At 69.6% G+C, this 20,688-nt stretch carries 19 protein-coding genes; 13 read left to right on the plus strand and 6 right to left on the minus strand.

Features of this window, described 5'->3' with window-relative positions; all coding sequences use genetic code 11:
* Nucleotides 1-234: hypothetical protein (locus VXC91_RS30775; RefSeq protein WP_329510622.1), on the minus strand; the 234-nt coding region annotated here is incomplete at its 3' end.
* A 135-nt stretch (nt 235-369) separates the two neighbouring features.
* Nucleotides 370-1,245, minus strand: a complete 876-nt coding sequence (locus VXC91_RS30780) for an AraC family transcriptional regulator (RefSeq protein WP_329510623.1) — start codon at nt 1,243-1,245, stop codon at nt 370-372.
* 175 nt (nt 1,246-1,420) lie between these two features.
* Here VXC91_RS30780 and VXC91_RS30785 point away from each other — a divergent pair, with 175 nt between their 5' ends.
* Nucleotides 1,421-2,257 (plus strand): phytanoyl-CoA dioxygenase family protein, encoded by an 837-nt coding sequence (locus tag VXC91_RS30785; RefSeq protein WP_329510624.1) that lies wholly within the window; start codon nt 1,421-1,423, stop codon nt 2,255-2,257.
* Between the two features lie 102 nt (nt 2,258-2,359).
* Here the strand turns inward: VXC91_RS30785 and VXC91_RS30790 are convergent, their stop codons facing one another.
* Genes VXC91_RS30790 through VXC91_RS30800 form a run of 3 tightly spaced genes read right to left on the minus strand, consistent with a single transcriptional unit; the run spans nt 2,360 to nt 3,764 of the window.
* The gene (locus VXC91_RS30790) at nt 2,360-2,578 is read right to left on the minus strand and encodes a phytanoyl-CoA dioxygenase family protein (protein ID WP_329510625.1); all 219 of its coding nucleotides are present in this window, start codon (nt 2,576-2,578) and stop codon (nt 2,360-2,362) included.
* Nucleotides 2,575-3,240, minus strand: a complete 666-nt coding sequence (locus VXC91_RS30795) for a phytanoyl-CoA dioxygenase family protein (RefSeq protein WP_329510626.1) — start codon at nt 3,238-3,240, stop codon at nt 2,575-2,577. The genes VXC91_RS30790 and VXC91_RS30795 overlap by 4 nt, the downstream gene beginning before the upstream one ends.
* A complete protein-coding gene (locus VXC91_RS30800) occupies nt 3,192-3,764 on the minus strand; it encodes a hypothetical protein (RefSeq protein ID WP_329510627.1) in 573 nt (190 codons plus the stop codon). Before VXC91_RS30800 ends, VXC91_RS30795 begins: the two co-directional genes overlap by 49 nt.
* A 462-nt stretch (nt 3,765-4,226) precedes the next feature.
* On the opposite strand from VXC91_RS30800, the gene VXC91_RS30805 reads away from it, so the two are divergent.
* From VXC91_RS30805 to VXC91_RS30855, 11 genes are all read left to right on the plus strand, one after another.
* A complete protein-coding gene (locus VXC91_RS30805; RefSeq protein ID WP_329510628.1) occupies nt 4,227-5,273 on the plus strand; it encodes a LacI family DNA-binding transcriptional regulator in 1,047 nt (348 codons plus the stop codon).
* Nucleotides 5,274-5,542: 269 nt separating this feature from the next.
* Nucleotides 5,543-6,775, plus strand: coding sequence for a sugar ABC transporter substrate-binding protein (locus VXC91_RS30810; RefSeq protein ID WP_329510629.1), 1,233 nt, complete (start codon nt 5,543-5,545; stop codon nt 6,773-6,775).
* Nucleotides 6,741-7,658 carry a carbohydrate ABC transporter permease gene (locus tag VXC91_RS30815; protein ID WP_329510640.1) on the plus strand — a complete coding sequence of 306 codons (918 nt, stop codon included), beginning with the start codon at nt 6,741-6,743 and terminating at the stop codon, nt 7,656-7,658. The genes VXC91_RS30810 and VXC91_RS30815 overlap by 35 nt, the downstream gene beginning before the upstream one ends.
* Nucleotides 7,655-8,545, plus strand: a complete 891-nt coding sequence (locus VXC91_RS30820; RefSeq protein ID WP_329510630.1) for a carbohydrate ABC transporter permease — start codon at nt 7,655-7,657, stop codon at nt 8,543-8,545. The genes VXC91_RS30815 and VXC91_RS30820 overlap by 4 nt, the downstream gene beginning before the upstream one ends.
* Before the next feature lie 184 nt (nt 8,546-8,729).
* Complete coding sequence (locus VXC91_RS30825) at nt 8,730-10,187, plus strand: glucoamylase family protein (RefSeq protein ID WP_329510631.1); 1,458 nt, start codon at nt 8,730-8,732, stop codon at nt 10,185-10,187.
* Complete coding sequence (locus VXC91_RS30830; RefSeq protein ID WP_329510632.1) at nt 10,184-12,733, plus strand: beta-galactosidase; 2,550 nt, start codon at nt 10,184-10,186, stop codon at nt 12,731-12,733. Before VXC91_RS30825 ends, VXC91_RS30830 begins: the two co-directional genes overlap by 4 nt.
* A 129-nt stretch (nt 12,734-12,862) precedes the next feature.
* Nucleotides 12,863-15,007, plus strand: coding sequence for a glycoside hydrolase family 3 N-terminal domain-containing protein (locus VXC91_RS30835; protein WP_329510633.1), 2,145 nt, complete (start codon nt 12,863-12,865; stop codon nt 15,005-15,007).
* 145 nt (nt 15,008-15,152) lie between these two features.
* Entirely contained in the window at nt 15,153-16,589 is a 1,437-nt protein-coding gene (locus tag VXC91_RS30840; RefSeq protein WP_329510634.1) for a sulfatase family protein, read from the plus strand.
* Between the two features lie 12 nt (nt 16,590-16,601).
* Nucleotides 16,602-18,260 carry an alpha-amylase family glycosyl hydrolase gene (locus tag VXC91_RS30845; RefSeq protein ID WP_329510635.1) on the plus strand — a complete coding sequence of 553 codons (1,659 nt, stop codon included), beginning with the start codon at nt 16,602-16,604 and terminating at the stop codon, nt 18,258-18,260.
* A complete protein-coding gene (locus VXC91_RS30850; protein ID WP_408057515.1) occupies nt 18,257-19,180 on the plus strand; it encodes a formylglycine-generating enzyme family protein in 924 nt (307 codons plus the stop codon). The genes VXC91_RS30845 and VXC91_RS30850 overlap by 4 nt, the downstream gene beginning before the upstream one ends.
* Nucleotides 19,181-19,239: 59 nt before the next feature.
* Nucleotides 19,240-19,557, plus strand: a complete 318-nt coding sequence (locus tag VXC91_RS30855; protein ID WP_329510637.1) for an SDR family NAD(P)-dependent oxidoreductase — start codon at nt 19,240-19,242, stop codon at nt 19,555-19,557.
* 36 nt (nt 19,558-19,593) lie between these two features.
* Here the strand turns inward: VXC91_RS30855 and VXC91_RS30860 are convergent, their stop codons facing one another.
* Complete coding sequence (locus VXC91_RS30860; RefSeq protein ID WP_329510638.1) at nt 19,594-20,007, minus strand: hypothetical protein; 414 nt, start codon at nt 20,005-20,007, stop codon at nt 19,594-19,596.
* Nucleotides 20,008-20,097: 90 nt separating this feature from the next.
* Here VXC91_RS30860 and VXC91_RS30865 point away from each other — a divergent pair, with 90 nt between their 5' ends.
* Nucleotides 20,098-20,622, plus strand: a complete 525-nt coding sequence (locus tag VXC91_RS30865; protein WP_329510639.1) for a DUF1877 domain-containing protein — start codon at nt 20,098-20,100, stop codon at nt 20,620-20,622.
* Nucleotides 20,623-20,688 lie beyond the last annotated feature (66 nt).

The raw sequence follows: 20,688 nt of genomic DNA on the forward strand, positions 1-20,688 counted from the left end.
TTGGACGATGAGCCGGTCGAGTTCGTCGAACTGCGTGGTGAGATGGTCGACATTGCCCAGCAGCACCCGCGGCAGCCGGGCGTGGTGGTCCTCGAACTGCCCGGTGAGCCGCATCCGGCAGCGATGCGGCGCATCTTCGTAGCGGAACGGTGCTTCGCCGAACTCGCCAACCGCAAGCTCCGCCGACCGCAGCGTGGCCGCGATCTGCGCCGTACGCCACCAGCTTCGAACCACTTGGCGGACTCCAACCGCGCTGCCTCCTGCTTCTCCTGCTCGGCAGGCGTCGGCCCGCCCCCTTGCGTATGCCGCACGAGGACGTCATACCGCAGGGATCACAGCCCGTCACGACCACTCGAACAGCGCGCGGATTCAAGCTGAGTGGTCGTGCACCGCCTCCGGCCAGTGCGCCGCGCGGTATTCCCTCGGCCGCATACCTTTCATGCACCGGAAGCGGCGGTTGAAGTTGGACAGGTTCTGGTAGCCGCTGCGCGCCCCGACCGCCGTGATGGGCAGCTCCGTGGCCGTGAGCAGCCGGCAGGCCGTCTCGATGCGCAGCTGGTTGACGTAGTCGGTCAGCGTACGGCCCATGGTGCGGCGGAAGAAGCGGCTGAAGGACGTCGGCGCCATGTGTGCGATCGCGGCGATGCTGGCGAGTTCGACCGGCCGGGTGTGGGTGCGCTGCAGGTGCTGGCATACGTCGTCGATGCGGCGGCGGGCCTCGTGGTCGGGGTTGGGGGCGTAGCCCGGCCCGGTGAGCGGCACGGCGTTAGTGCACTGGGCGAGCTGGCTGAGGACGTCGAGCAGGGCGACCGTGGCGGTTGCGCTGTCGCCGAGCCGCGGCAGCCCTGTGAGCTGCTCGCGGACCGGTTCCGGCGCGGCGGCGAACAGCAGACCCCGCCTGGCCCGTTCGAGCATGGCGGCGAGGGCCCGGAACTGGGGCAGCGCGAAGAAGTCCGGGCCGAGGAAGTCGTGGCGGAACTGCGCCACGGCTGCGTCCGCCATGCCGCCCTCGTACGGCTCCGAGGCGAAGGTGTGCGGCAGGTCGGGGCCGAGCAGCATCAGATTGCCGGGCTGGTAGGGCTCGACGGTGGTACCCACATAGCGGGTGCCGGAGCCCTCGGTGATCAGCACGAGCTCGTATTCGGCGTGGTAGTGCCAGCCGAAGTCGAAGGCTTCTTCTCGCCGGATGAAGCACTTGAAGGTGGTGTCATCCGGAAGACTCCACCGCTCCTGGCGCGGTCTCACGCCGGCAGCGTATCCCGCTCAGGGGCGTCGGTGACAGGGCTAACTGAGTACCGGAACCGGGCAAGGCAGGTGTAGTCCCGGGCGGCACCCGCTGCGACGGTTGACCCTGGCAGCCGGCACTGCCGATGACGGCGGCCTACGACACCCGAGCGATACCGAACAGGGAGAACTGCGCATGACCGCCACCACGGAGTCCCGCATGTCCGAGCTGGACCTTCCCTACGAGGGCCTGTCCTCAACCGCCACCGCCGACTTCAACCGGGACGGCTTTGTCCACCTCTCTGGCGTGTTGTCGCCGGAGGTGATCGCGGAGTACGAGCCGACGATCACCTCCGAGGTGATCCGGTTGAACAGCCAGCACCTGCCACTCGCGGAGCGCGACACGTACGGTAAGGCGTTCCTGCAGGTCACGAACCTCTGGCAGCACAACGAGAAGGTTAAGGAGCTGGTGTTCTCCCGGCGGCTTGCGAAGATCGCCGCCGAGCTGCTCGGGGTGCACGCGGTTCGGATCTACCACGACCAGGCGCTGTACAAGGAGCCGAGCGGGGGCATCACGCCGTGGCACGCGGACCAGTACTACTGGCCGCTGTCCTCCGACCGCACCCTGACGGTCTGGCTGCCGCTGCAGGAGACGCCGCTGGAGATGGGCCCGCTGGCCTTCGCCCGCGGCAGCCACAACTTCTCGTACGGCCGCGACCTGCCCATTTCGGACGAGTCCGAGGCCCGGCTGAAGCAGGCCGTGGCCGAGCAGAACTTCGAGGACGTGGTGGAGCCCTTCGCCCTCGGGGACGCCAGCTTCCATCGCGGCTGGAGCTTCCACCACGCGGGCCCGAATCGGTCCACCGTGCCCCGCCGCGTGATGACGGTGATCTACATGGACGCCGACATCCGGCTCGCCGAGCCGACCAACGAGCACCAGCACGGTGACCGGTCTTGGCTGCCCGGCACCGAGGTCGGCCAGGTCGCGGACACCCCGCTGAACCCGGTGTTGTACGACGGCAGTCACCGCTGACCAGCTCCGCCGAAGGCTGCCGAACCCGTCGTATGGGGCGGGTCCGGCAGCCTTGCGCGTTCCCCCTCGGCGCGCGTGTGCCGGTGCCGACGCGGCGGCGGGTCAATCCACCCGGCACAGCACAGGATTCAGCGGTGTGTCCGCCACCTCGCCCACGCGGGCGCCGGGCATGCAGAAGTCGAGGTCGCCGCGCTGCTGCTCGTTCGCCGGCTCGGCGACCTTCATCTCCGCGTCCATGTGAATCACGGTCATCACCCGACGCGGGACCCTGCTGTAGTTGGGGCCGGCGCGGTGGAAGGTCCAGCCCTGGTGGAAGCTCACCTCGCCTGCTGCAAGGCAGCCTCCCCTGTATCGCCGATCTCCATGTCGCGGCCGCAGGAAAAGGTGTGACTGCCCGCCACAAAGACGAGCGGACCCATCTCCAGCGGCATCTCCTGCAGCGGAATCCATACGGTGCAGATGCAGTCGCTCACCAGCGGCCAGTAGTACGGGTCGGCGTGCCACTGGGTGATGCCGCCGGACGGCTCCTTGTACAGCGCCTGGTCCTCGTACAGACGCACGGCCTCCACCCCCATCAACTCGGCCGCGATGCGGGCCAGTCGCTGGGAGAAGACCATCTCGCGGATCCGCTCGCTGTGCCGCCAGACATTGCTGACTTGGAGGAACGCCTTGCCATAGGTGTCCCGCTCGGCAAGGGGCACGTGCTGGGTGTTGAGCTCGCGGATCTTGCTAGTGATCTCCGGCTCGTAGGCCGCGATGGTCTCCGGGCTGAGCACGCCCGACAATCGGATGAACCCTTGCTGTTCGAACCGCTCGGCGGCGTCCTCGGGCAGGGTATGGGAGGTGTCGAGCTCGGTTGTGGCTGCGGTAGCGGGCATGGGGCGCACTCTAAGACTGATGCCGCCCTCGCCGAGCGCGTCCAGCACCGCACCTGTCACCGGCGGCAGCGTCGCCACGTGCGGGGCGGCTCCGGGCAGCTGCACATCCAGTCCTCGAGCAGCGCCGCCGTCTCCGGGGATGCCTCGGCCATGAGCACCGAGCCGAAGAACACCACACTCACCTTGCCGCCCGCTGCGTCCGGCCCGGCCAGCCCGGTCCTGCGGGCGCCGACACCCGCGTACGCGGCCCGGGGGCCGGCGAGTGGCGGCGCCCCGCCCTCCCGGCGGCTGAACCAGTGGTTCAGCTCGGTCGCGCTCCGCTTGCCGTAGAACTCCGTCAGCGCCTCGGTCAGCACGGTCTGCGGGCCGAGGCCGAGTTCGGCGAGATAGACCGCCCGCCGCGCCTCGTGGGCCAGACCGCTGCCGCCGAGGTGGTGCTGGGTCCACAACCCCAAGTCCCAGGGCGCGCCGTCGCGGCCGCGGGGCGCGACCGCCCCGGCCGTGCCCGCCTGGATAACCACTCCGACGCCGGACGGCTCGCCGCAGCGGATCGCGGCGTAGCCATCGTTGAGGACGCTGCCGCGGCGCAGCGTCGGGTACCGGGCTGCGAGCTCCGCCTCCCAGAACACCCGGTCCTCCGGCCGTCGACGCCGGCGAGTCGGAAGGCGGCGGACGTCACGGCGTCGATGTCCGCGACGGCCGCCGCCACCTCGGTGGCGGCGGCCTCGGGCGAGGCGGCCCCATAGATGTCGCCGCACCCGCCGCGCCCGGCACCGACGATCGTCCCGTCCGCCGTGCACAGCAGGGCAGCGGTCTTGGTGTTGCCGCCGTCGACGCCGAGGTACACGCGCGCGGTGGCGGTCACGGCAGAAGCCGCTGCGGCAGCCACTTGCGGTGCGCCACTGCCAGCTCGTCGTACATCGCCTCGTACCTGCTCGTGCAGACCGCCCAGACGTGGCACCGGGTCGGCCGCGCCCGCCGCGGCCCAGTTGTCAACCGTGGCGCGGGCAAACTAGGCTGAATGCGCTTCCACAGTCAGACGGCGCAGGTCTCCGAAGATCTCAGCAGGTATCGAGGGCGGCGGCTCCATCATGGGTGATCCCACCGTTTACGACGTCGCCGAGCGCGCCGGTGTGTCCATCGCGACGGTCTCGCGCGTCTACCGCAGCTCCGACTCGGTGCGGGCCGCGACGCGCGAGAAGGTGCTTTCCGCCGCGCACGAGCTGGGCTATGTGCCCAGTGCGAGCGCGCGGGGGCTGGCCAGCCGGGCCACCGGGGTGCTCGGGCTGTGCTTCCCCGACTTCGCCGATCCGGAGGCCGAGGGGACGGCGCTGGACGCCGACGAGGCCGAGCTGAGTTTCTACGGCGACGAGGTCATCCGGGGGATGGAGCGCGCCGCGAGGCGGCACGGGTATGCGCTGCTCATCTCCGCCGCCCATGCCGACCGGGCGGGCGAGGTGCTGTCGGACGTGGCCGGCCGGGTCGACGGCCTGGCGATCCTCGCTCAGGACGTCCCGCCGGCGGTGCTCGACGTCGTTTCGCGGCGGCTGCCGGTGGTCGTGCTCGCGGGGCGGGTGTCGCCCGGTCTCGACCGCATCGAGGTGGCCAACTTCGACGGCCAGTTGGAACTCACCCGGCACCTGATCAACAGCCACGGACTAACCGACCTGGCGTTCGTCGGCGGAGCCGAGGACTCGCCGGACGCGGAGGCCCGTTTCCGCGGCTTCCAGGCGGCCCATCTCGCGACGGGGCTGCCGCTGCCCGAGCGCCCCGCCGCGCGGGGCGACCTGACCTTGGTCTCCGGGCGCAAGGCCGCGGTGGAGCTGCTGGACCGGGAGGGGCCGCTCCCGCAGGGCCTGATGTTCGCGAACGACCAGATGGCCGTGGGGGCGCTCCAGGCGCTCGCCGAGCGGGGGATCGGCGTGCCCGCAGACCTCGCCATCACCGGGTTCGACGGTATTCCGCTGAGCCGTCAGGTCAGCCCGGCGCTCACCACTGTCCGGCAGCCCATGAGCCGGCTCGGCGAGGAGGCGGTGGAGTTGCTCGTCGCGCGGTTCGCCGACCGTGGCCGCCCGACGGTCTCGCGCAGGCTGCCGACCGCTCTGGCCCTGCGCGCCAGCTGCGGGTGCGGGGTCTAGCCCCGCACCCGACCAGTCCACGGCACCTGGCGCGGATACCCGCACGGGCGGTCATCGTCCAGCCGTGCATCGCCGCGGTGACGCAGCCCGTGCGTCCCGTGAACCCTTCCGGTGTACGGCAGCCTGCGCCGCCCGTCATATGACGGCCCGCTGCGGGCAAGGTTTCGGCGGGTTTACGAAAGCGTTACCAAGCGCCTCTTGTGTCGTCGGAGTGCCTCCTGGAAGGTGATGTATGCGCTTACAACATGGGTACTCAAGGAGGAGCCCGCATGTCTCGTAATGCCTTGTCAGGTACCACCATCGCCGCAACCGCCGTGGTCTTGTCGCTCGGGCTGACGGCCTGCAGCAGCGGAGACGGCGGCCAGGTGGGCGTGGACGCCAAGCAGACCCTCACCGTGTGGGCCATGGGTGAGGAGGGCAAACGGGTCGCGGACGTCGCCAAGAAGTTCAACGAGAAGCACCCGGACATCACCGTCAAGGTAACCCCGATCGGCTGGGACGTCGCGCATCAGAAGCTCGTCTCCGCCGCGGCCGCCGACCGGCTGCCCGACATGGCGCAGCTCGGCTCGACTTGGATGGGCGAGTTCATCGACCTGGGCGTGCTGGAGCCGGTGGACACGAAGGCGTTCAAGGCGGACGACTTCTTCCCCGCCGCCTGGAAGGGCGGCGAGAAGGACGGCGAGGTCTACGGCGTGCCGTGGTACGTCGACACCCGCGTCCTCTACTACCGCACCGACCTGGCCAAGCAGGCCGGGGTGACCAAGGCGCCGGAGACCTGGGCCGACCAACTCGCCCTCGCCGAGGCGTTCAAGAAGCTCGACACCACGAAGTGGGCCTTCTCCCAGCCCGCGGGCGGCCAGGGCTCCTGGCAGAACTGGGCGCCGTATCTGTTCTCGGCGGGCGGCACCATCATGGACAAGGACGGCAAGCTTGCACTGGACTCGCCCGAGGCGGTCACGGCGCTCACCGAGTACGCCAAGTACTTCGACAAGGGCCTGTCGAAGAACACCCCCGCCGCCCCCGGATATGACGTGATCAAGGACTTCGGCGGGGGCAGCGTGCCGATGTTCGCCTCCGGCCCCTGGATGGTGCAGAACATCGCCGACCAGGCCCCGCAGATCGAGGGCAAGTGGGCGGCGGTCCCGCTCCCGGCCGGCAAGCAGCCCGCCTCCATCATCGGCGGCGCCGACCTCGTCACCTTCGAGAGCAGTGAGCACAAGGCCGCGGCCCAGGAGTTCACCAAGTTCCTCACGAGCACGACGACGCAGGCGGACTGGTACGAAATGGCCAAGTCGCTGCCCGCCAACAAAAACGCCTGGGACGAGCCGGCGCTCAAGAACGCCGATGTGGACGTTTTCAAGAAGGCGCTGAACAGCGCCGGGGAGATCCCGCCGCTGGCGCAGTGGGAGCAGGTCGCCCACGAGATCGACGTCACCCTGGAGAAGCTCGCCAAGGGCGGCGACCCGGCTGCGCTCGCAGGGCGGCACACCGCTGCGGCCTGACCGGCTCTCCCGGCACAACCTCGCCGGCTGGCTATACTCGACGCCGTTCCTGGCGTTCTTCGTCACCTTCATGGCGTTCCCGATCGTGGCGACGCTGGTGATGAGCTTCACCGACTTCGGTCTGCGCAACGTCACCAACCCGTTCGACGCGAAGTTCATCGGCCTGGAGAACTACTCCAAGCTGTTCGGGGACGAGCAGTTCCTGCAGGCGCTGTTCAACACCGGCTACTTCGTGGTGCTCGGCGTACCGCTCACCATCGGCAGCGGCCTGCTGGCGGCGGTGCTGCTGAACTCCGGCATCGAGCGGTTCCGTACCTTCTTCCGGGTCGGCTTCTACGCCCCGGTAGTCACGGCCATCGTCGCTGTCGCCGTGGTGTGGCGCTTCGTCCTCGACCCCAGTGAGGGCCTGATCGCCGGGCTGGCTCGCGAGGTGGGGCTCACCGCCCCCGACTTCCTGGGCTCCGAGCTCCTCGCCATGCCGTCACTGATCGCGATGGCGGTCTGGCGCAACATGGGCACGGCGATGGTGCTGTTCCTCGCCGGACTGCAGGCGATCCCCACCGAGGTGCGGGAAGCGGCGAAGCTCGACGGTGCCGGCGCCTTCCAGGAGTTCCGCAGGATCACCGTCCCGCTGCTGCGGCCCACCATGCTCTACGTCACGGTGATGACGACGATCGGCTTCCTCAACGTCTTCGAGGAGCCGTTCGTGATGACCAACGGCGGTCCCTCGGACAGCACGCTCACGGTCTCCCTCCTCATGTACCGCGAGGGCTTCAACTTCTTCCACATGGGCTACGCCAGCTCGATGGCCTACACCCTGTTTGTGATCATCCTGGCCGTCACGCTGCTCCAACTGCGGCTGCTGAAGGACAAGACCAAATGAGCGCCACAACCGAAACGAGTGCCACCACCGCTCCCCGCAACGGGTACGCGGTGCGGGACCGCCGTACCCGCCTGACCAGGGGCGTCACCTACGCACTGCTCAGCCTTGGCCTGCTGATCACGACCGCGCCGTTCCTCTGGATGGGCCTGTCGGCGTTCAAGACGCCCCAGGACCTCTCGGCGAGCCCGCCGGTGTGGATCCCCACCGAGTGGACGCTGGCCAATTTCAGCAAGCTGTTCGACCTCCTAGACGTGCGCCTCTACTTCTTCAACTCGGTGCTCGTCGCGGTCTTCGTCACCCTGTGCAACCTGCTGTTCTGCTCCATGCTCGGCTACGCCCTGGCCAAGCTGAACTTCGCGGGTAAGAAGGTGATCTTCGGCGTCGTTATGGCGGCCCTGATGGTGCCCGGCAATCTGATGCTGATGCCGAAGTTCGTGATGATGAGCAAGATGAACCTCATCGACACCTACGCGGCGCTCATCCTGCCGTTCGCCGCCGGTGCCTTCGGGGTCTTCCTGATGCGGCAGTTCATGTCGACTGTCCCCGACGAGCTGCTGGAGGCCGCCCGGGTGGACGGGGCCCGCGAGTGGTACATCTTCTGGCGGATCGTGATTCCCCAGGTCAAGCCCGCTCTGGCGACCCTGTCGATCTTCGTCTTCCTCGGCTCGTGGAACAACTTCCTGTGGCCGCTGGTCGCCACCAACGACGCCGGCAAGTACACGCTCCCGGTGGCGCTGGCCACCTTCGCCACCGACCCGACCAAGGCCAACGGCTCCAACGGTGTGCTGATGGCCGGCGCGTTCCTCGTTGTCCTGCCGGTGCTCGCCGTCTTCATCGTGCTGCAGCGTTACTTCACGCAGAGTATTGCCACGGCGGGCCTCAAGTAGCCGACGTGCCCCCTGATCCGTACGGGGCCGGCAGCAACCTGACGGCTGCCGGCCTCGTACCACCCACCGCCACGCGAACGACCCCTCTTCCATACCACTGCCTTGCCGGGCACCGCCCTGCCCTGCCCGGCCACGCACCACCCCGCGCACACGTCATCTGCTGTCAAGGGAGTTGGATCGCTCCATGCACCGCCGTACCTTCCTCGCCGCGACGGCCGGCGCCACCGGCGCCCTCGCGCTCGGCGCCGCCCCCGCGTACGCCCACCGGCGCCCCTCGCAGGACCCCGAGGCCCTGCTCACTCGCTGGTTCGCGGACACCTACCGCTCGCTCGAGGCGATGGTCGCCGACAGCGGCCTGCCCGCCGACAACATCAAGCTCGGCGGCGAGCGGCCCGTGCTCACCGAGAACACCTCCACCACCAACATCGGCTGCTGGCTGTGGTCCACCGTCGCCGCCTCCGGGCTCGGGCTGATCAGCGAGCGCGAGATGCACCGCCGCCTCGCCCGCACTGTGACCACCATCGAGAAGATGGAGCGGCTGCACGGCTTCTGGTTCAACTGGTACAACACCTTCACCGGCGAGGTCCTCGATGCCTGGCCCGGCAGCGGGGCGCCCGTCAACCATCTGCTGTCCACTATCGACAACGCCTGGCTCGACGTGGGCCTGCGCATCACCGAGGACGCCGACCCCGCCCTGCGCGGCCGGATCCGGCGCCTGCGCAAGGACATCGACTGGTCCTTCTTCTACACCCCGTACGACCCGGCCGACCCGGTCGCGGGCCCCGGCCACATGCGCACGGGCTTCCGCGTCAAGGACAACGCCCTCACCCCCTATTTCTACGGCGCCCTCGTCTCCGAGACCCGCATGGCCGGGTACCTCGGCATGGCTGACGGCTCCGTCCCCGGTGAGCACTACTGGCACATGCTGCGCACCTTCACGCCCGAGCAGAGGCAGGAGATGCCGCCGGGCGGCGGCTGGGTCACCCGCGACGACGTGCGCTACTTCAACGGCCACTACATCTACCGCGGCCGCAAGCACGTGCCCGGCTGGGGCGGCTCACTGTTCGGCGCCCTGATGCCGGAGCTGTTCGTGCCGTCGACCCAGTGGTCCGGCTCCTGGCGCACGAACCTCACCCACCACGCCATGGGCCACCGCGACCACGGACTCCTCGACGCCGAGTACGGCTACTGGGGCTTCTCCCCGGCCAACGTCCCCGAGGGCGGATACCAGGAGTACGGCGTCCAGTACTTCGGCATCTCGCCCGAGGGCTACTGCTCCAACACCGACCGCACCTATGTGCCGTACGGCGAGCCGAAGCCCGACCCGTCCGCGTACACCAACGGTGTCGTCACCCCGCACGCCGCCATCCTCGCGCTGATGGTCACGCCCGGGGCCGCGCTGACGAACCTGCGCAACATCGCGCGGGACTTCGACGCGTACGAGGACGGCAAGGGCTTCTACGACTCGGTCAACGTCAGCACGGGCAAGGTCAGCGACCGGATGCTCTCGCTCGACCAGGGCATGGTGGCAGCCGCCCTCGCCCAGGTGCTCAAGCCGGGCCTGCTGCAGCGTCCGTTCCGCAGCGGAGGCTTCGCCCGCCGTCTCCGTCCTCTGCTGTCGAAGGAGGACTTCGACATATGAGCACGCGAGAGGCACAGGAGAAGACGAACGTGCCCAGCCGCAGGACCGTGCTCGGCGGTCTCGGCGCGGCGACCGCCGCGGCCGTGACCACGTCCGGCAGCCTGGGCGCCGCGCCTGCCGCGGCCGCACCGGCCGCCGCCGTGTCCGGGGAGACGGACCGGGTCACCTACCGGGACAAGCAGATCCTCGTCGACGGCAAGCCCGCCCTCGTTCTCAGCGGTGAGATCCACTACTTCCGCCTCAAGCGGGAGGACTGGCAGTCCCGCCTCGACAAGGCGAAAGACACCGGGCTCAACGCCATCGCCACCTACATCCCCTGGATGTGGCACGAGACGCCCGACGGCACCATCGACGTCACCGGCCGTACCCGTCCCGAGCGCGACCTCGGAGCCTTCCTCGACCTGTGCATCGCCAACGGCTTCGACATCGTTGCCCGGCCCGGCCCGTTCACCATGGCCGAGCTGAAGGGCGAAGGTGTCCCGGAGCGGGTGCGCAAGGAGCACCCCGAGATCAATCCCACCGGGTGGAACGGCGCTGACGGCCCCACCCCCGTCGTCGACTACCTCGCGCCGGCGTTCCTGAAGGAGGCGCGCCGCTGGTACGACGCCGTCATGCCGGTGCTCGCGAAGCGGCTGCGCCGCAAGGGCCGCCAGGGCGTCGTCGCCTGCCAGCTCGACAACGAGATCGGCATGCTCGACTGGGTGAGCAACACACCCGCGCTCACCGACCATCTCCTGCGGGACTTCAACTCCTGGCTGGACAAGACGTACGACGACGGGCTCGGCGACCGATACGCCTTCGCCGGAAAGCCTGCTGCCGAGCGTGACAAGGCGATTCGGTCCCCCGAGGACGGCTACTCGGCCGCGCTGATGCACGATCTCGGCGCGTTCATGCGGGGGCGTTTCGCCCGGTATGTGACGGCGCTGCGCGAGGCGGCCGAGGACAACGGCGTACGGGGCGTCCCGTTCCTGATCAACATCCACGGCACGGGCGGCGGCAGCGCCGCGAACTTCCCCATCGGCATCAGCCAGTTGATGGAGACGTACTCCGGCAAGCCCGGGATGATCTCCGGCGCCGACTTCTACCTCGGCGACCTCAGCTTTAGGAACGTCACCGACCTGTATCTGGTGAACGCGTTCATGGACGCGGTGCACGACGGCGACCAGCCCGTCACCGCCCTGGAGTTCGACGCCGGTCACGCCGACTACGGCAACACTCTCAACAATCAGTCGGGCGCCGAGGCGGCCGATCTGAAAACCAGGCTCTGCCTGGCCCAGGGCGCCAAGATGATCAACTACTACCTGTTCGCGGGCGGGTTCAACCCGAAGCTCGACGAGCCGGCCGGCGACGGCAACGACCGCATCGGCTCCACCGGCGAGCGCCACGGCTTCGCCGCGCCGGTGGACCCCGAGGGCCGCCCGGGACCCAGCTACCCGGCTCTCAAGCGCACGGTCCACGCGGTGCGCGGCAACGCCGACCTGCTCGCGCCGATGAAGACGCAGTACGACGGCCTCTCGCTCGGCTTCGTTCCCGACCACTACCTCACGGAGTACCACCCAGACACCGACTCCGTGCGGGCTGTCCTGAACGACGTCCAGCCGGTGCGCGGCTTCGGCCCGGGCGGTGCCCTGGCCCGCGCCATGCTGCTCAGCGGCTTTCGCTACGACAGCGTCAACCTTCAGGCCGGCGGCCTGGACCCGGCCCGCACCCCCGTGCTGGCGCTGGCCACTGGCGAGTACCTGGACGGCGCGATCCAGCGGCGCCTCGTGCGCTACGTGGAGGCGGGCGGCAAGCTGCTGCTCTCCGGGCTGCTGCCCGGCAAGGACCTGGCCGGGCGCCCCGCGACGGAGCTCCGGGACGCCCTCGGACTGAAGCCGGGCAAGACCCTTAACGACGCGAACCGCTTCTTCCTGTCGGTGACGGCCCACGGCTGGGCGGCTCCGCGTGCGGAGATCCGCGTGGGCAAGGCGCAGCTGTGCACGGCGAGCCGCGGGGACGTGGTGCTGCGCGAGGTGTCCACGGGGGAGGGCTGCGGCTTCGACATCCGCGTGGGCAAGGGCCGGGCGGTGGTCATCACCAACAACTACCGCGCTGACCTCGACTTCTGGACCGCGGCCCTGCGCGAGCTGGGCGCGGTGCCGGGGATCACCCACGACGCGCGGCTGCCCGGGGTGTTCTTCCTCACCACGACGGACCCGGACGGCGGGCGGCTGCTGCACGCCTTCAACATCGCCTCCGGTTACGCCCAGGACGTCACCGTCGCGGAGCGCGGCAAGCCGCTGTTCGGCGGCGAACGGCTGCATCTGCCGGGGCGCGGCGCGGCGATGCTGCCGCTGGGCCTCACAGCGGGCGGGATGCGCATCGCGTACGCCACGGCGGAGATCAGCGCCGTGGAGGAGGGGCGGGTGACGTTCCGTTCGCTGGGGGACGAGGCCGTCGTGGCCGTCGACGGCCGGGCCCGCTGCAGCGGGGCCAAGGTCTCCTTCGAGGGCGGGCGCACGCTTCTGCGGGTGCGGCGAGCGGAGTTCACCGTTCGCCGGGGGTGAGCAGCCGGGGCGCACCGGGGCTGATCGCCGCCCCGGTGCGCCCCGACGCACCGAACGTTTACAAGCAATAATGTATGCGCTTACATCATGGCAGTGCCGGGCGCGACACGCGTGACAAGAGGACAGAACATGCACCGACCGTACGAACACAAGGTCAAGGACCTGCTCAGCCGGATGACGGTCGAGGAGAAGCTGGGCCAGCTCCAGCAGTTGACCTGGACCGGCGACACCGGCCCCGGCGGCGACCAGACCGAGGAGGTCGAGCGCGCGGCCCGTGCCGGCCTACTCGGCTCGGTGCTGAACCTGCACGGCGCGGTCCACACCAACACCCTGCAGCGTATGGCGGTCGAGGAGTCCCGGCTGGGCATCCCGCTGCTCTTCGGCTTCGACGTGATCCACGGCTTCTGGACCACCTTCCCGATCCCGCTCGCCCAGGCCTCCAGCTTCGACCCGGCGGTGGTTGAGCGCGACGCCGAGGTCTCGGCGAAGGAGACCAGGTCCAACGGCGTGCGCTGGACGTTCTCGCCGATGATGGACGTCACCCACGAGCCCCGCTGGGGCCGCATCGCGGAGAGCTGCGGCGAGGACCCGTACCTCAACGCCGTTCTCGCAGTGGCCAAGGTCCGCGGCTACCAGGGCGACGACCTCACCGCCGACGACAACGTCGCCGCCTGCGCAAAGCACTTCGTCGCCTACGGCGGCGCCGAGGGCGGGCGGGACTACAACACGGTCGACGTCTCCGAGCAGCGGCTGCGCAACCTGTACCTGCCGCCGTTCCAGGCGGCCGTCGACGCCGGGGTGGCCACCGTCATGGCGGCGTTCAACACCGTCAGCGGCGTCCCGGCGCACGGCAACCCGCACACGATGACCGGCATCCTCAAGGAGGAGTGGGGCTTCGACGGACTGGTCGTCAGCGACTACACGGGCGTCGAGGAACTCATCGCCCACGGCTACGCCGAGGACGGCGCCGACGCGGCGCGGCTGGCCCTGATGGCCGGCCTCGACATGGAGATGGTCAGCACGAACATCGCCGCCCACGGCCAGCAGCTGCTCGCCGACGGCAGGATCACCGAGGACCGGCTGGACGACGCGGTCGCCCGCATCCTGCGCCTGAAGTTCGCGCTCGGCCTCTTCGACAACCCGTACACCGACGAGTCTGCGGCCATCGACGAGCCGACACCGGAGGCCCTGGCGGCGGCGCGGCAGACCGCCGCCCGCTCCATGGTCCTCATGAAGAACGACGGCGGAGTGCTGCCGCTCGACGCCGGCGGCGGGTCCATCGCGGTGGTCGGCCCGTTCGCCGACCATACGGATCTGCATGGCACTTGGGCCGGCCCCGGCTGCCGCCGGTTCCCGTCGGTCAGCATCCTCGACGCGGTACGCGCCGCCGTCCCCGGCGCGACGATCACTCACGCCGGGGCCGACGTGGCCCAGGCCGTTGCCGCCGCCGAGTCCGCCGAGGTCACGGTCGTCGTAATCGGCGAGGAGCCCGAGCTCAGCGGTGAGGCCGCGGTGCGCAGCGACATCTCGCTGCCCGACGGGCAGGAGGAGCTCATCGCCGCCGTCGCCGCCACCGGCAAGCCGTTCGCGGTCGTACTGCTCAACGGCCGGCCGCTGACGATCGGCAACTGGGTGGACAGCGTCCCGGCACTGCTCGAAGCATGGCACCCGGGCATCGAGGCCGGAAACGCCATCGCCGACGTGCTCTTCGGCGCCGTCAACCCCGGCGGCAAGCTGCCGGTCACCTTCCCCCGGGCGATCGGCCAGATCCCGGTCTACTACAACCGGGAGAACACGGGACGCCCTTACGACCCGGCGCACGACGACGAGAAGTACGTCTCCAAGTACCTGGACCTCGCCGACGGACCACAGTTCGTCTTCGGGTACGGCCTGAGCTACACCACGTTCGCCACCGGCGAGCCGCAGCTCGACCGGCAGTCGGTCACCGTCGACGAACTCGAGCGCGGCGCGTCCGTCGAGGTCCGCGTGAGCGTGACGAACACCGGCGAGCTCACCGGCGACGAGGTCGTCCAGCTCTACGTCCACGACCCGGCGGCGAGCATCGCCCAGCCGGTGCGCCGGCTGCGCGGCTTCCGCCGCGTCACGCTCGAGCCAGGGGAGACCACCAAGGTGTGCTTCACGCTCGGCGCCGAGGACCTCGGCTTCTGGACGAACGACCAGGCCGGGCACTTCACCATCGAGCCGGGCCGGATCGACCTCTACGCCGGTACGAACTCCCTGGCCGACGCCCGCTGCACCCTGACGGTCGGCTGACACCGCCAGGCCCGGCCACGTCCCCGTTCGAAACGGCGGGCGTGCCCGGGCCCGTCCCCGTGGCCTTTCGCTGCGGTGAGGCGCCACCACAGGTCTCACACCGGAACGCACGGTCTCACCCCCCATCCACCGGAGTCCACCGACCATGACCATCTCCCAGCGCCCGAACATCATCCTGTTCATGACCGACGACCACGCCCCCGCGGCCATCGGCGCCTACGGCAGCGTGATCAACAAGACCCCGGCGGTCGACCGCCTCGCCGCCGAGGGCACGGTCTTCGAGAACACCTTCTGCACCAACGCGATCTGCTCGCCCGCCCGTGCCACCCTGCTGACCGGCACCTACAGCCATGTCAACGGCATGACCTCGCTGGAGGGCCCGGACCACAAGTTCGACGCGAGCCAGCCGTCGTTCCCGAAGATGCTGCAGGAGGCGGGCTACCAGACCGCGATCGTCGGCAAGTGGCACCTCGGCCACGGCGAGGGCCACGACCCCGAGGGCTTCGACTACTGGGAGATCCTGCCGGAGCACGGCGTCTACCACGACCCCGACTTCGTCACCGCCGACGGCAGGAAGAAGTACCCAGGCTACGTCACCGACATCATCACCGACCTCGCGCTGAACTGGCTGGACAAGCGCGACCCCGACAAGCCCTTCTGCCTGCTGATCCAGCACAAGGCGCCGCACCGCCCGTTCGAGCCCGCCGAACGCCACCGGCACCTGTACGAGCACGAGGACATCCCCGCCCCGCCCACCCTCCACGACGACCTCGACAGCCGCGCCCCCGCCGCGCACGAGGCGGAGATGAGCATGGAGGACCTCACCGACGAGGACCTCAAGGGCGTACCGGTGCCGCCCGGACTGTCACCGCGCGAGGAGCGCGAGTGGCGCTACCAGCACTACATCAAGGATTACCTCCGGGTGATCGCCGCCCTCGACGAGAACGTCGGCCGCGTGCTGCACTACCTCGACGTCACCGGCCTCGACGCCTCGACCGCCGTCACATACACCTCGGACCACGGCTTCTTCCTCGGCGAGCACGGCTGGTTCGACAAGCGGTTCATGTACGAGGAGGGCATGCGCATCCCGCTAGTGCTGCGCTGGCCCGGCGTCGCCGAGGCCGGCTCGCGCCACGAGGAGCTGGTGGCGAACATCGACTACGCCCCCACTCTGCTGGACATGGCGGGCCTGGCGCCTCATTCCCGTATGCAGGGCCGGTCGCTCGTCCCCCTGCTGAAGGGGGAGGACGGGGAGGAGTGGCGGGACGCCGTCTACTACCGCTACTACATGCACCTGGACGTCTGCCACAACGTCCAGGCCTGCTACGGCATCCGCACCCGGACCCACAAGCTCATCCACTACCCCGGCCACGGCTCGGGCGCCGACGGAGCCAAGGACGCGCCGCGCACGCCCGCCTGGGAACTGTTCGACCTGACCGAGGACCCGCACGAGCTCCACAACCGCTACGACGACCCGCAGTACGCGGACGTGGTCCAGGACCTCACCGAACAACTCACTGAACTCCAGCGCCACTTCGGTGACACACCGGAGGGCGTGCTGCCCGCGCCGACCGCCTCCTGAAGGGACGACCCCATGACGACAACCGGCTCCGGCCACGACACCCGCCCGGCCACCGAGTGGCTGGCCGACGCCGTCCTCTATCAGATCTATCCGCAGAGCTTCGCCGACGCGGACGGCGACGGTATCGGCGACTTTGCCGGCATCGAGCAGCGGCTCGACCATCTCGCCTGGCTCGGTGTGAACACCGTCTGGCTCAACCCGTGCTTTGCCTCGCCGTTCCAGGACGCCGGCTACGACGTGTCCGACTACCTCACTGTCGCCCCCCGCTACGGCACCAACGACAGCCTGGCCCGGCTTGTCGACAGCGCCCGGCGCCGCGGTATACGTGTCCTTCTCGACCTGGTGGCGGGCCATACCTCCGACCAGCACCCGTGGTTCACGGCGTCCGCCGACGACCCCTCCGACCACCGCTACATCTGGGCCGAGGGCAACACCCACCCGGGCGACGGCTTCCAGCCCTCGCCCGGCACCCGGCCCGGCTGGTACAAGCCGAACTTCTTCCCCAGCCAGCCCGCTCTCAACTTCGGCTACGCGCGCACACACCCAAACGAGCCCTGGCGGCAGCCCGTTGACGCCGACGGACCGCGAGCCAACCGCCAGGCCCTGCGCGACATCATGGAGCACTGGCTCGACCTGGGCCTCGCCGGATTCCGCGTCGACATGGCCGCCTCGCTCGTCAAGGACGACCCCGGCCACGCCGAGTCGGCCCGCCTCTGGCGCGACATGCGTGACTGGATGGACAAGAAGCATCCACAGGCCGCTCTCCTCTCCGAGTGGGGCGACCCGGCCGTCTCCGTACCGGCCGGCTTCCACGCCGACTTCTTCCTGCAGTTCGGCGCCGAGGACAACGGGCTGAAGCTGCGCTCCCTCTGGAACAACAACACCGGCACCGTCAGCGAGGACTGGGCCCCGCTGGAGCCCTACTTCGGCGCCGACGGCACTGGGTCCCTGGGGACCTTCCTCGACGGCTGGCGAACCGCCACCACCGCGATCTCCGACGCGGGCCGCGGCGGCTTCGTCGCCCTGCCCACCGCCAACCACGACTTCTCCCGCCTCGCCTGCGGACCGCGCACCGCAGAGCAGCTCCCCGCGGCCTTCGCCTTCCAGCTCACCTGGCCGACCCTCCCGGCCGTGTACTACGGCGACGAGATCGGCATGCGCTACATCCCCGGCCTACCGAAGCACGAGGGCAGCGTCCTCGGCCCCCGCTACAACCGGGCGGGCTCGCGCACCCCGATGCAGTGGGACTCCACCCCTAACGCCGGCTTCTCCACAGCCCCGGCCGAACGCCTCTACCTCCCCCTCGACCCGGACCCCACCCGCCCCACGGTCGCCGCCCAGCGCAAGGACCCCGGCTCACTGCTGAACCTGGTGCGCCGACTGATCGCCCTGCGCAAGTCGACGCCCGAGCTGGGCAGCAGGGCCGGGGTGCAGGTGCTGCACGCAGGCTACCCCTTCGTGTACGTGCGCGGCGGGCGGTACCTGATCTTTGTCAACCCCCGCCGTGAGCGGGCGAAGTTCACGCTGCCCGAGGGCATCACCAGGGGCCTCGCCGGGGCCGAGGCCGTCGAGGCCGCGGGAGTCGAGGTGAACGACGGCCTGGTGAGCGCCGCGGGCTTCGCGTACGGTGTCTTCGATCTTGGCCGGGCCGGCGCGAGGGCAGCACAATGAGCAACGACTCGAGCCGGTCGGCCTGCTGCGCCCCGCAGCGGCCATCACAGGCACCCACGGCAGCAGCGACCGTGACCCGCGTCAAGCACGCCCCCGCTGCCGCCGCCCCGCACGGCGGCTGGCGGGAGCTGCCCGGCGGCCCCTTCCTCATGGGCAGCGACGACTCCCCGTACCCGGCGGACCGCGAGGGCCCGGTCCGCGAGGTGACGGTCGACACCTTCACCATCAGCGCGACGGCCGTCACCAACACGGAGTTCGCCGCCTTCACCAACGCCACCGGCTACCGGACGGACACCGAACGCTTCGGCTGGTCCTTCGTCTTCGGCGGCTTCCTCCCCGACGACTTCCCGCCGACCCGCGCAGCGGCCGCCACCCCCTGGTGGCGGCAGGTCCACGGCGCCGACTGGCGCCACCCGGAGGGCCCCGCATCCGTCCTCGACGGCCGCGGGGACCACCCAGTGGTCCACGTCTCGTACGACGACGCCCTCTCGTACTGCCGCTGGGCGGGAGTACGGCTCCCATCCGAGGCCGAGTGGGAGTACGCCGCCCGCGGCGGCCTGGAGGGCAAGCCGTACCCCTGGGGCGATGAACGCGACCCGGGCGGCGAGTACCGCATGAACATCTTCCGCGGCACGTTCCCGGGGCGTAACACCGCCGCCGACGGCTACTGCGCCACATGCCCGGTGGACGCCTTCCCGCCGAACGCCTATGGCCTATTCAACATGACGGGCAACGTCTGGGAATGGTGCGCGGACTGGTTCGCCCCGGGCGCCCGCGTCCTCAAGGGCGGCTCGCACATGTGCCACGAGTCGTACTGCCTCCGCTACCGCACATCGGCCCGCATGGGCAACACCCCGGACAGCTCCAGCGGGAACACGGGGTTCAGGGTGGTGCGGGGACCGGAGAGACGAGAGCGCTGAGTGGAGCGTCCGGCACCGGCGGGGGACGCTCAGCGTCGTAGATGCGCTTCCTGGATGCCATGACCCCCAACTATCCCTCCGGTCACGGTCTCCACAGCAGGAGGGGAACTTCATGCAGCGTTCTCACCGCTGACCTTGCAGACGCAGTGCAGGCACGTCAGGCCATCGAGGACGCCGTGGAGTGCTTCGCGCGGTTGGACGTGCTCGTGAACAACGCCGGTTACGTAGCCATGGCACCATCGAGGAAGGCGATCCCGCGGACTGGGAACGGATGGTCGATCTCAATTTCAACGCCGTCCTACACCTGTCGCAGACGGCGTTGCCCCACCTGCTCCGCGCGGCAGCAAACGGCCCGCGCGGGGTCGCTGATCTCGTGAACAGGCTGCGCCGACGCCACACCATCCGGCCGGCGTTCAGCGGGCGGGCCGGGTATTGGATGACGAGGCCTCGCGCCGCCAGTCCGAGGGCTTCTGGCCGCGGAACGTCTCGCCGCTCTCGATCCGGGCCTTGTTCCGGGCGAACTCCCGCTCGGCTGCGGACAGCTGCCGGAACGCGCAGCCGGGGTGTCCCCAGCGGTCGGTCACCTTCGTGATGACCTCGCCCTTGGCGTAGTCCTTGAAGCAGGCCGGGCAGGTGCCCGGGTACGCGGCGCACACCAAGCCGCGCGGCAGCGGCACCGTCTTCTTCGCGGCCGGCTTCCCGTCGCCCGCCTTCTTCTTCGCGGTTTGCGCCCGCTTGATCGCCTGGCGCTGTGCCTTGCCGGGCCGCTTCTTCGGTTGCTGCCCGCGTGCCGCCTTCGCGGCCTTCTGTGCCGGGGTCTGTCCCACGCGCGGATCGTAGAGCCGACTCCTGGTGGCCGTCGCGCGCCGCGCGCACCGGCGACCGGGAACGGTGGACGTCGTCAGGATACTGCCGTCATGGCCGTCACCCAGCAACTCGCCCGCGTCCCGGCGGAGTATCTTGCCGCCTGCCGTCAGTCAGCCGGAACATCGACTGATGGAGATCCCAATTGGGATCCGCCGTCGGCGGACGTCCTGGACCTGGACTGGGCGCCGGCCGTGTTGGAACGGGCCTGCGAGCTGGCAGGTCTCGACGGCGTCCACCTGGATGCTCTTCGAAAGGCCACCGAGGGAGACTCGGTGATCGATCTCGGCTTCCTCAACACGCACCCGCATGCCATTGGTCCCTTCGGACCGCCTCCTACTGCCCTTTCCGCAGCTCAAGTGGCCCGCGTCTCGGAACTGCTCGGTCAAATCGACTTTCCGGCCGTCCTGGCCGGCCTGCCGACCGAAGACACCGAGGCCGTTTCCTTGATCGGTCATGGGGCGGACAAGATCGTCGGTGGCCCGAGGAAGTACCTGCTGGGGCACTTCAATGCCCTGCGCGAGTTCTACCTTGCAGCATCCCAACGGAACCTTCTCCTCGTGCTCTGGTGGGACTGACACCCAGGACTTCATAGTCGGCTCACGACCCAGTACCTGGAGAATTACGTGACTTTCCGGCTAGTG

This window comes from Streptomyces chiangmaiensis, assembly GCF_036281785.1.
Lineage (GTDB): Bacteria > Actinomycetota > Actinomycetes > Streptomycetales > Streptomycetaceae > Streptomyces > Streptomyces chiangmaiensis.

Bases quoted from the DNA above. Each gene is read 5' to 3' on its own strand.
- VXC91_RS30785 (WP_329510624.1), top strand. From the start codon at position 1,421: ATGACCGCCACCACGGAGTCCCGCATGTCCGAGCTGGACCTTCCCTAC.
- VXC91_RS30805 (WP_329510628.1), top strand. From the start codon at position 4,227: ATGGGTGATCCCACCGTTTACGACGTCGCCGAGCGCGCCGGTGTGTCC.
- VXC91_RS30810 (WP_329510629.1), top strand. From the start codon at position 5,543: ATGTCTCGTAATGCCTTGTCAGGTACCACCATCGCCGCAACCGCCGTG.
- VXC91_RS30820 (WP_329510630.1), top strand. From the start codon at position 7,655: ATGAGCGCCACAACCGAAACGAGTGCCACCACCGCTCCCCGCAACGGG.
- VXC91_RS30825 (WP_329510631.1), top strand. From the start codon at position 8,730: ATGCACCGCCGTACCTTCCTCGCCGCGACGGCCGGCGCCACCGGCGCC.
- VXC91_RS30830 (WP_329510632.1), top strand. From the start codon at position 10,184: ATGAGCACGCGAGAGGCACAGGAGAAGACGAACGTGCCCAGCCGCAGG.
- VXC91_RS30835 (WP_329510633.1), top strand. From the start codon at position 12,863: ATGCACCGACCGTACGAACACAAGGTCAAGGACCTGCTCAGCCGGATG.
- VXC91_RS30840 (WP_329510634.1), top strand. From the start codon at position 15,153: ATGACCATCTCCCAGCGCCCGAACATCATCCTGTTCATGACCGACGAC.
- VXC91_RS30845 (WP_329510635.1), top strand. From the start codon at position 16,602: ATGACGACAACCGGCTCCGGCCACGACACCCGCCCGGCCACCGAGTGG.
- VXC91_RS30850 (WP_408057515.1), top strand. From the start codon at position 18,257: ATGAGCAACGACTCGAGCCGGTCGGCCTGCTGCGCCCCGCAGCGGCCA.
- VXC91_RS30855 (WP_329510637.1), top strand. From the start codon at position 19,240: ATGACCCCCAACTATCCCTCCGGTCACGGTCTCCACAGCAGGAGGGGA.
- VXC91_RS30865 (WP_329510639.1), top strand. From the start codon at position 20,098: ATGGCCGTCACCCAGCAACTCGCCCGCGTCCCGGCGGAGTATCTTGCC.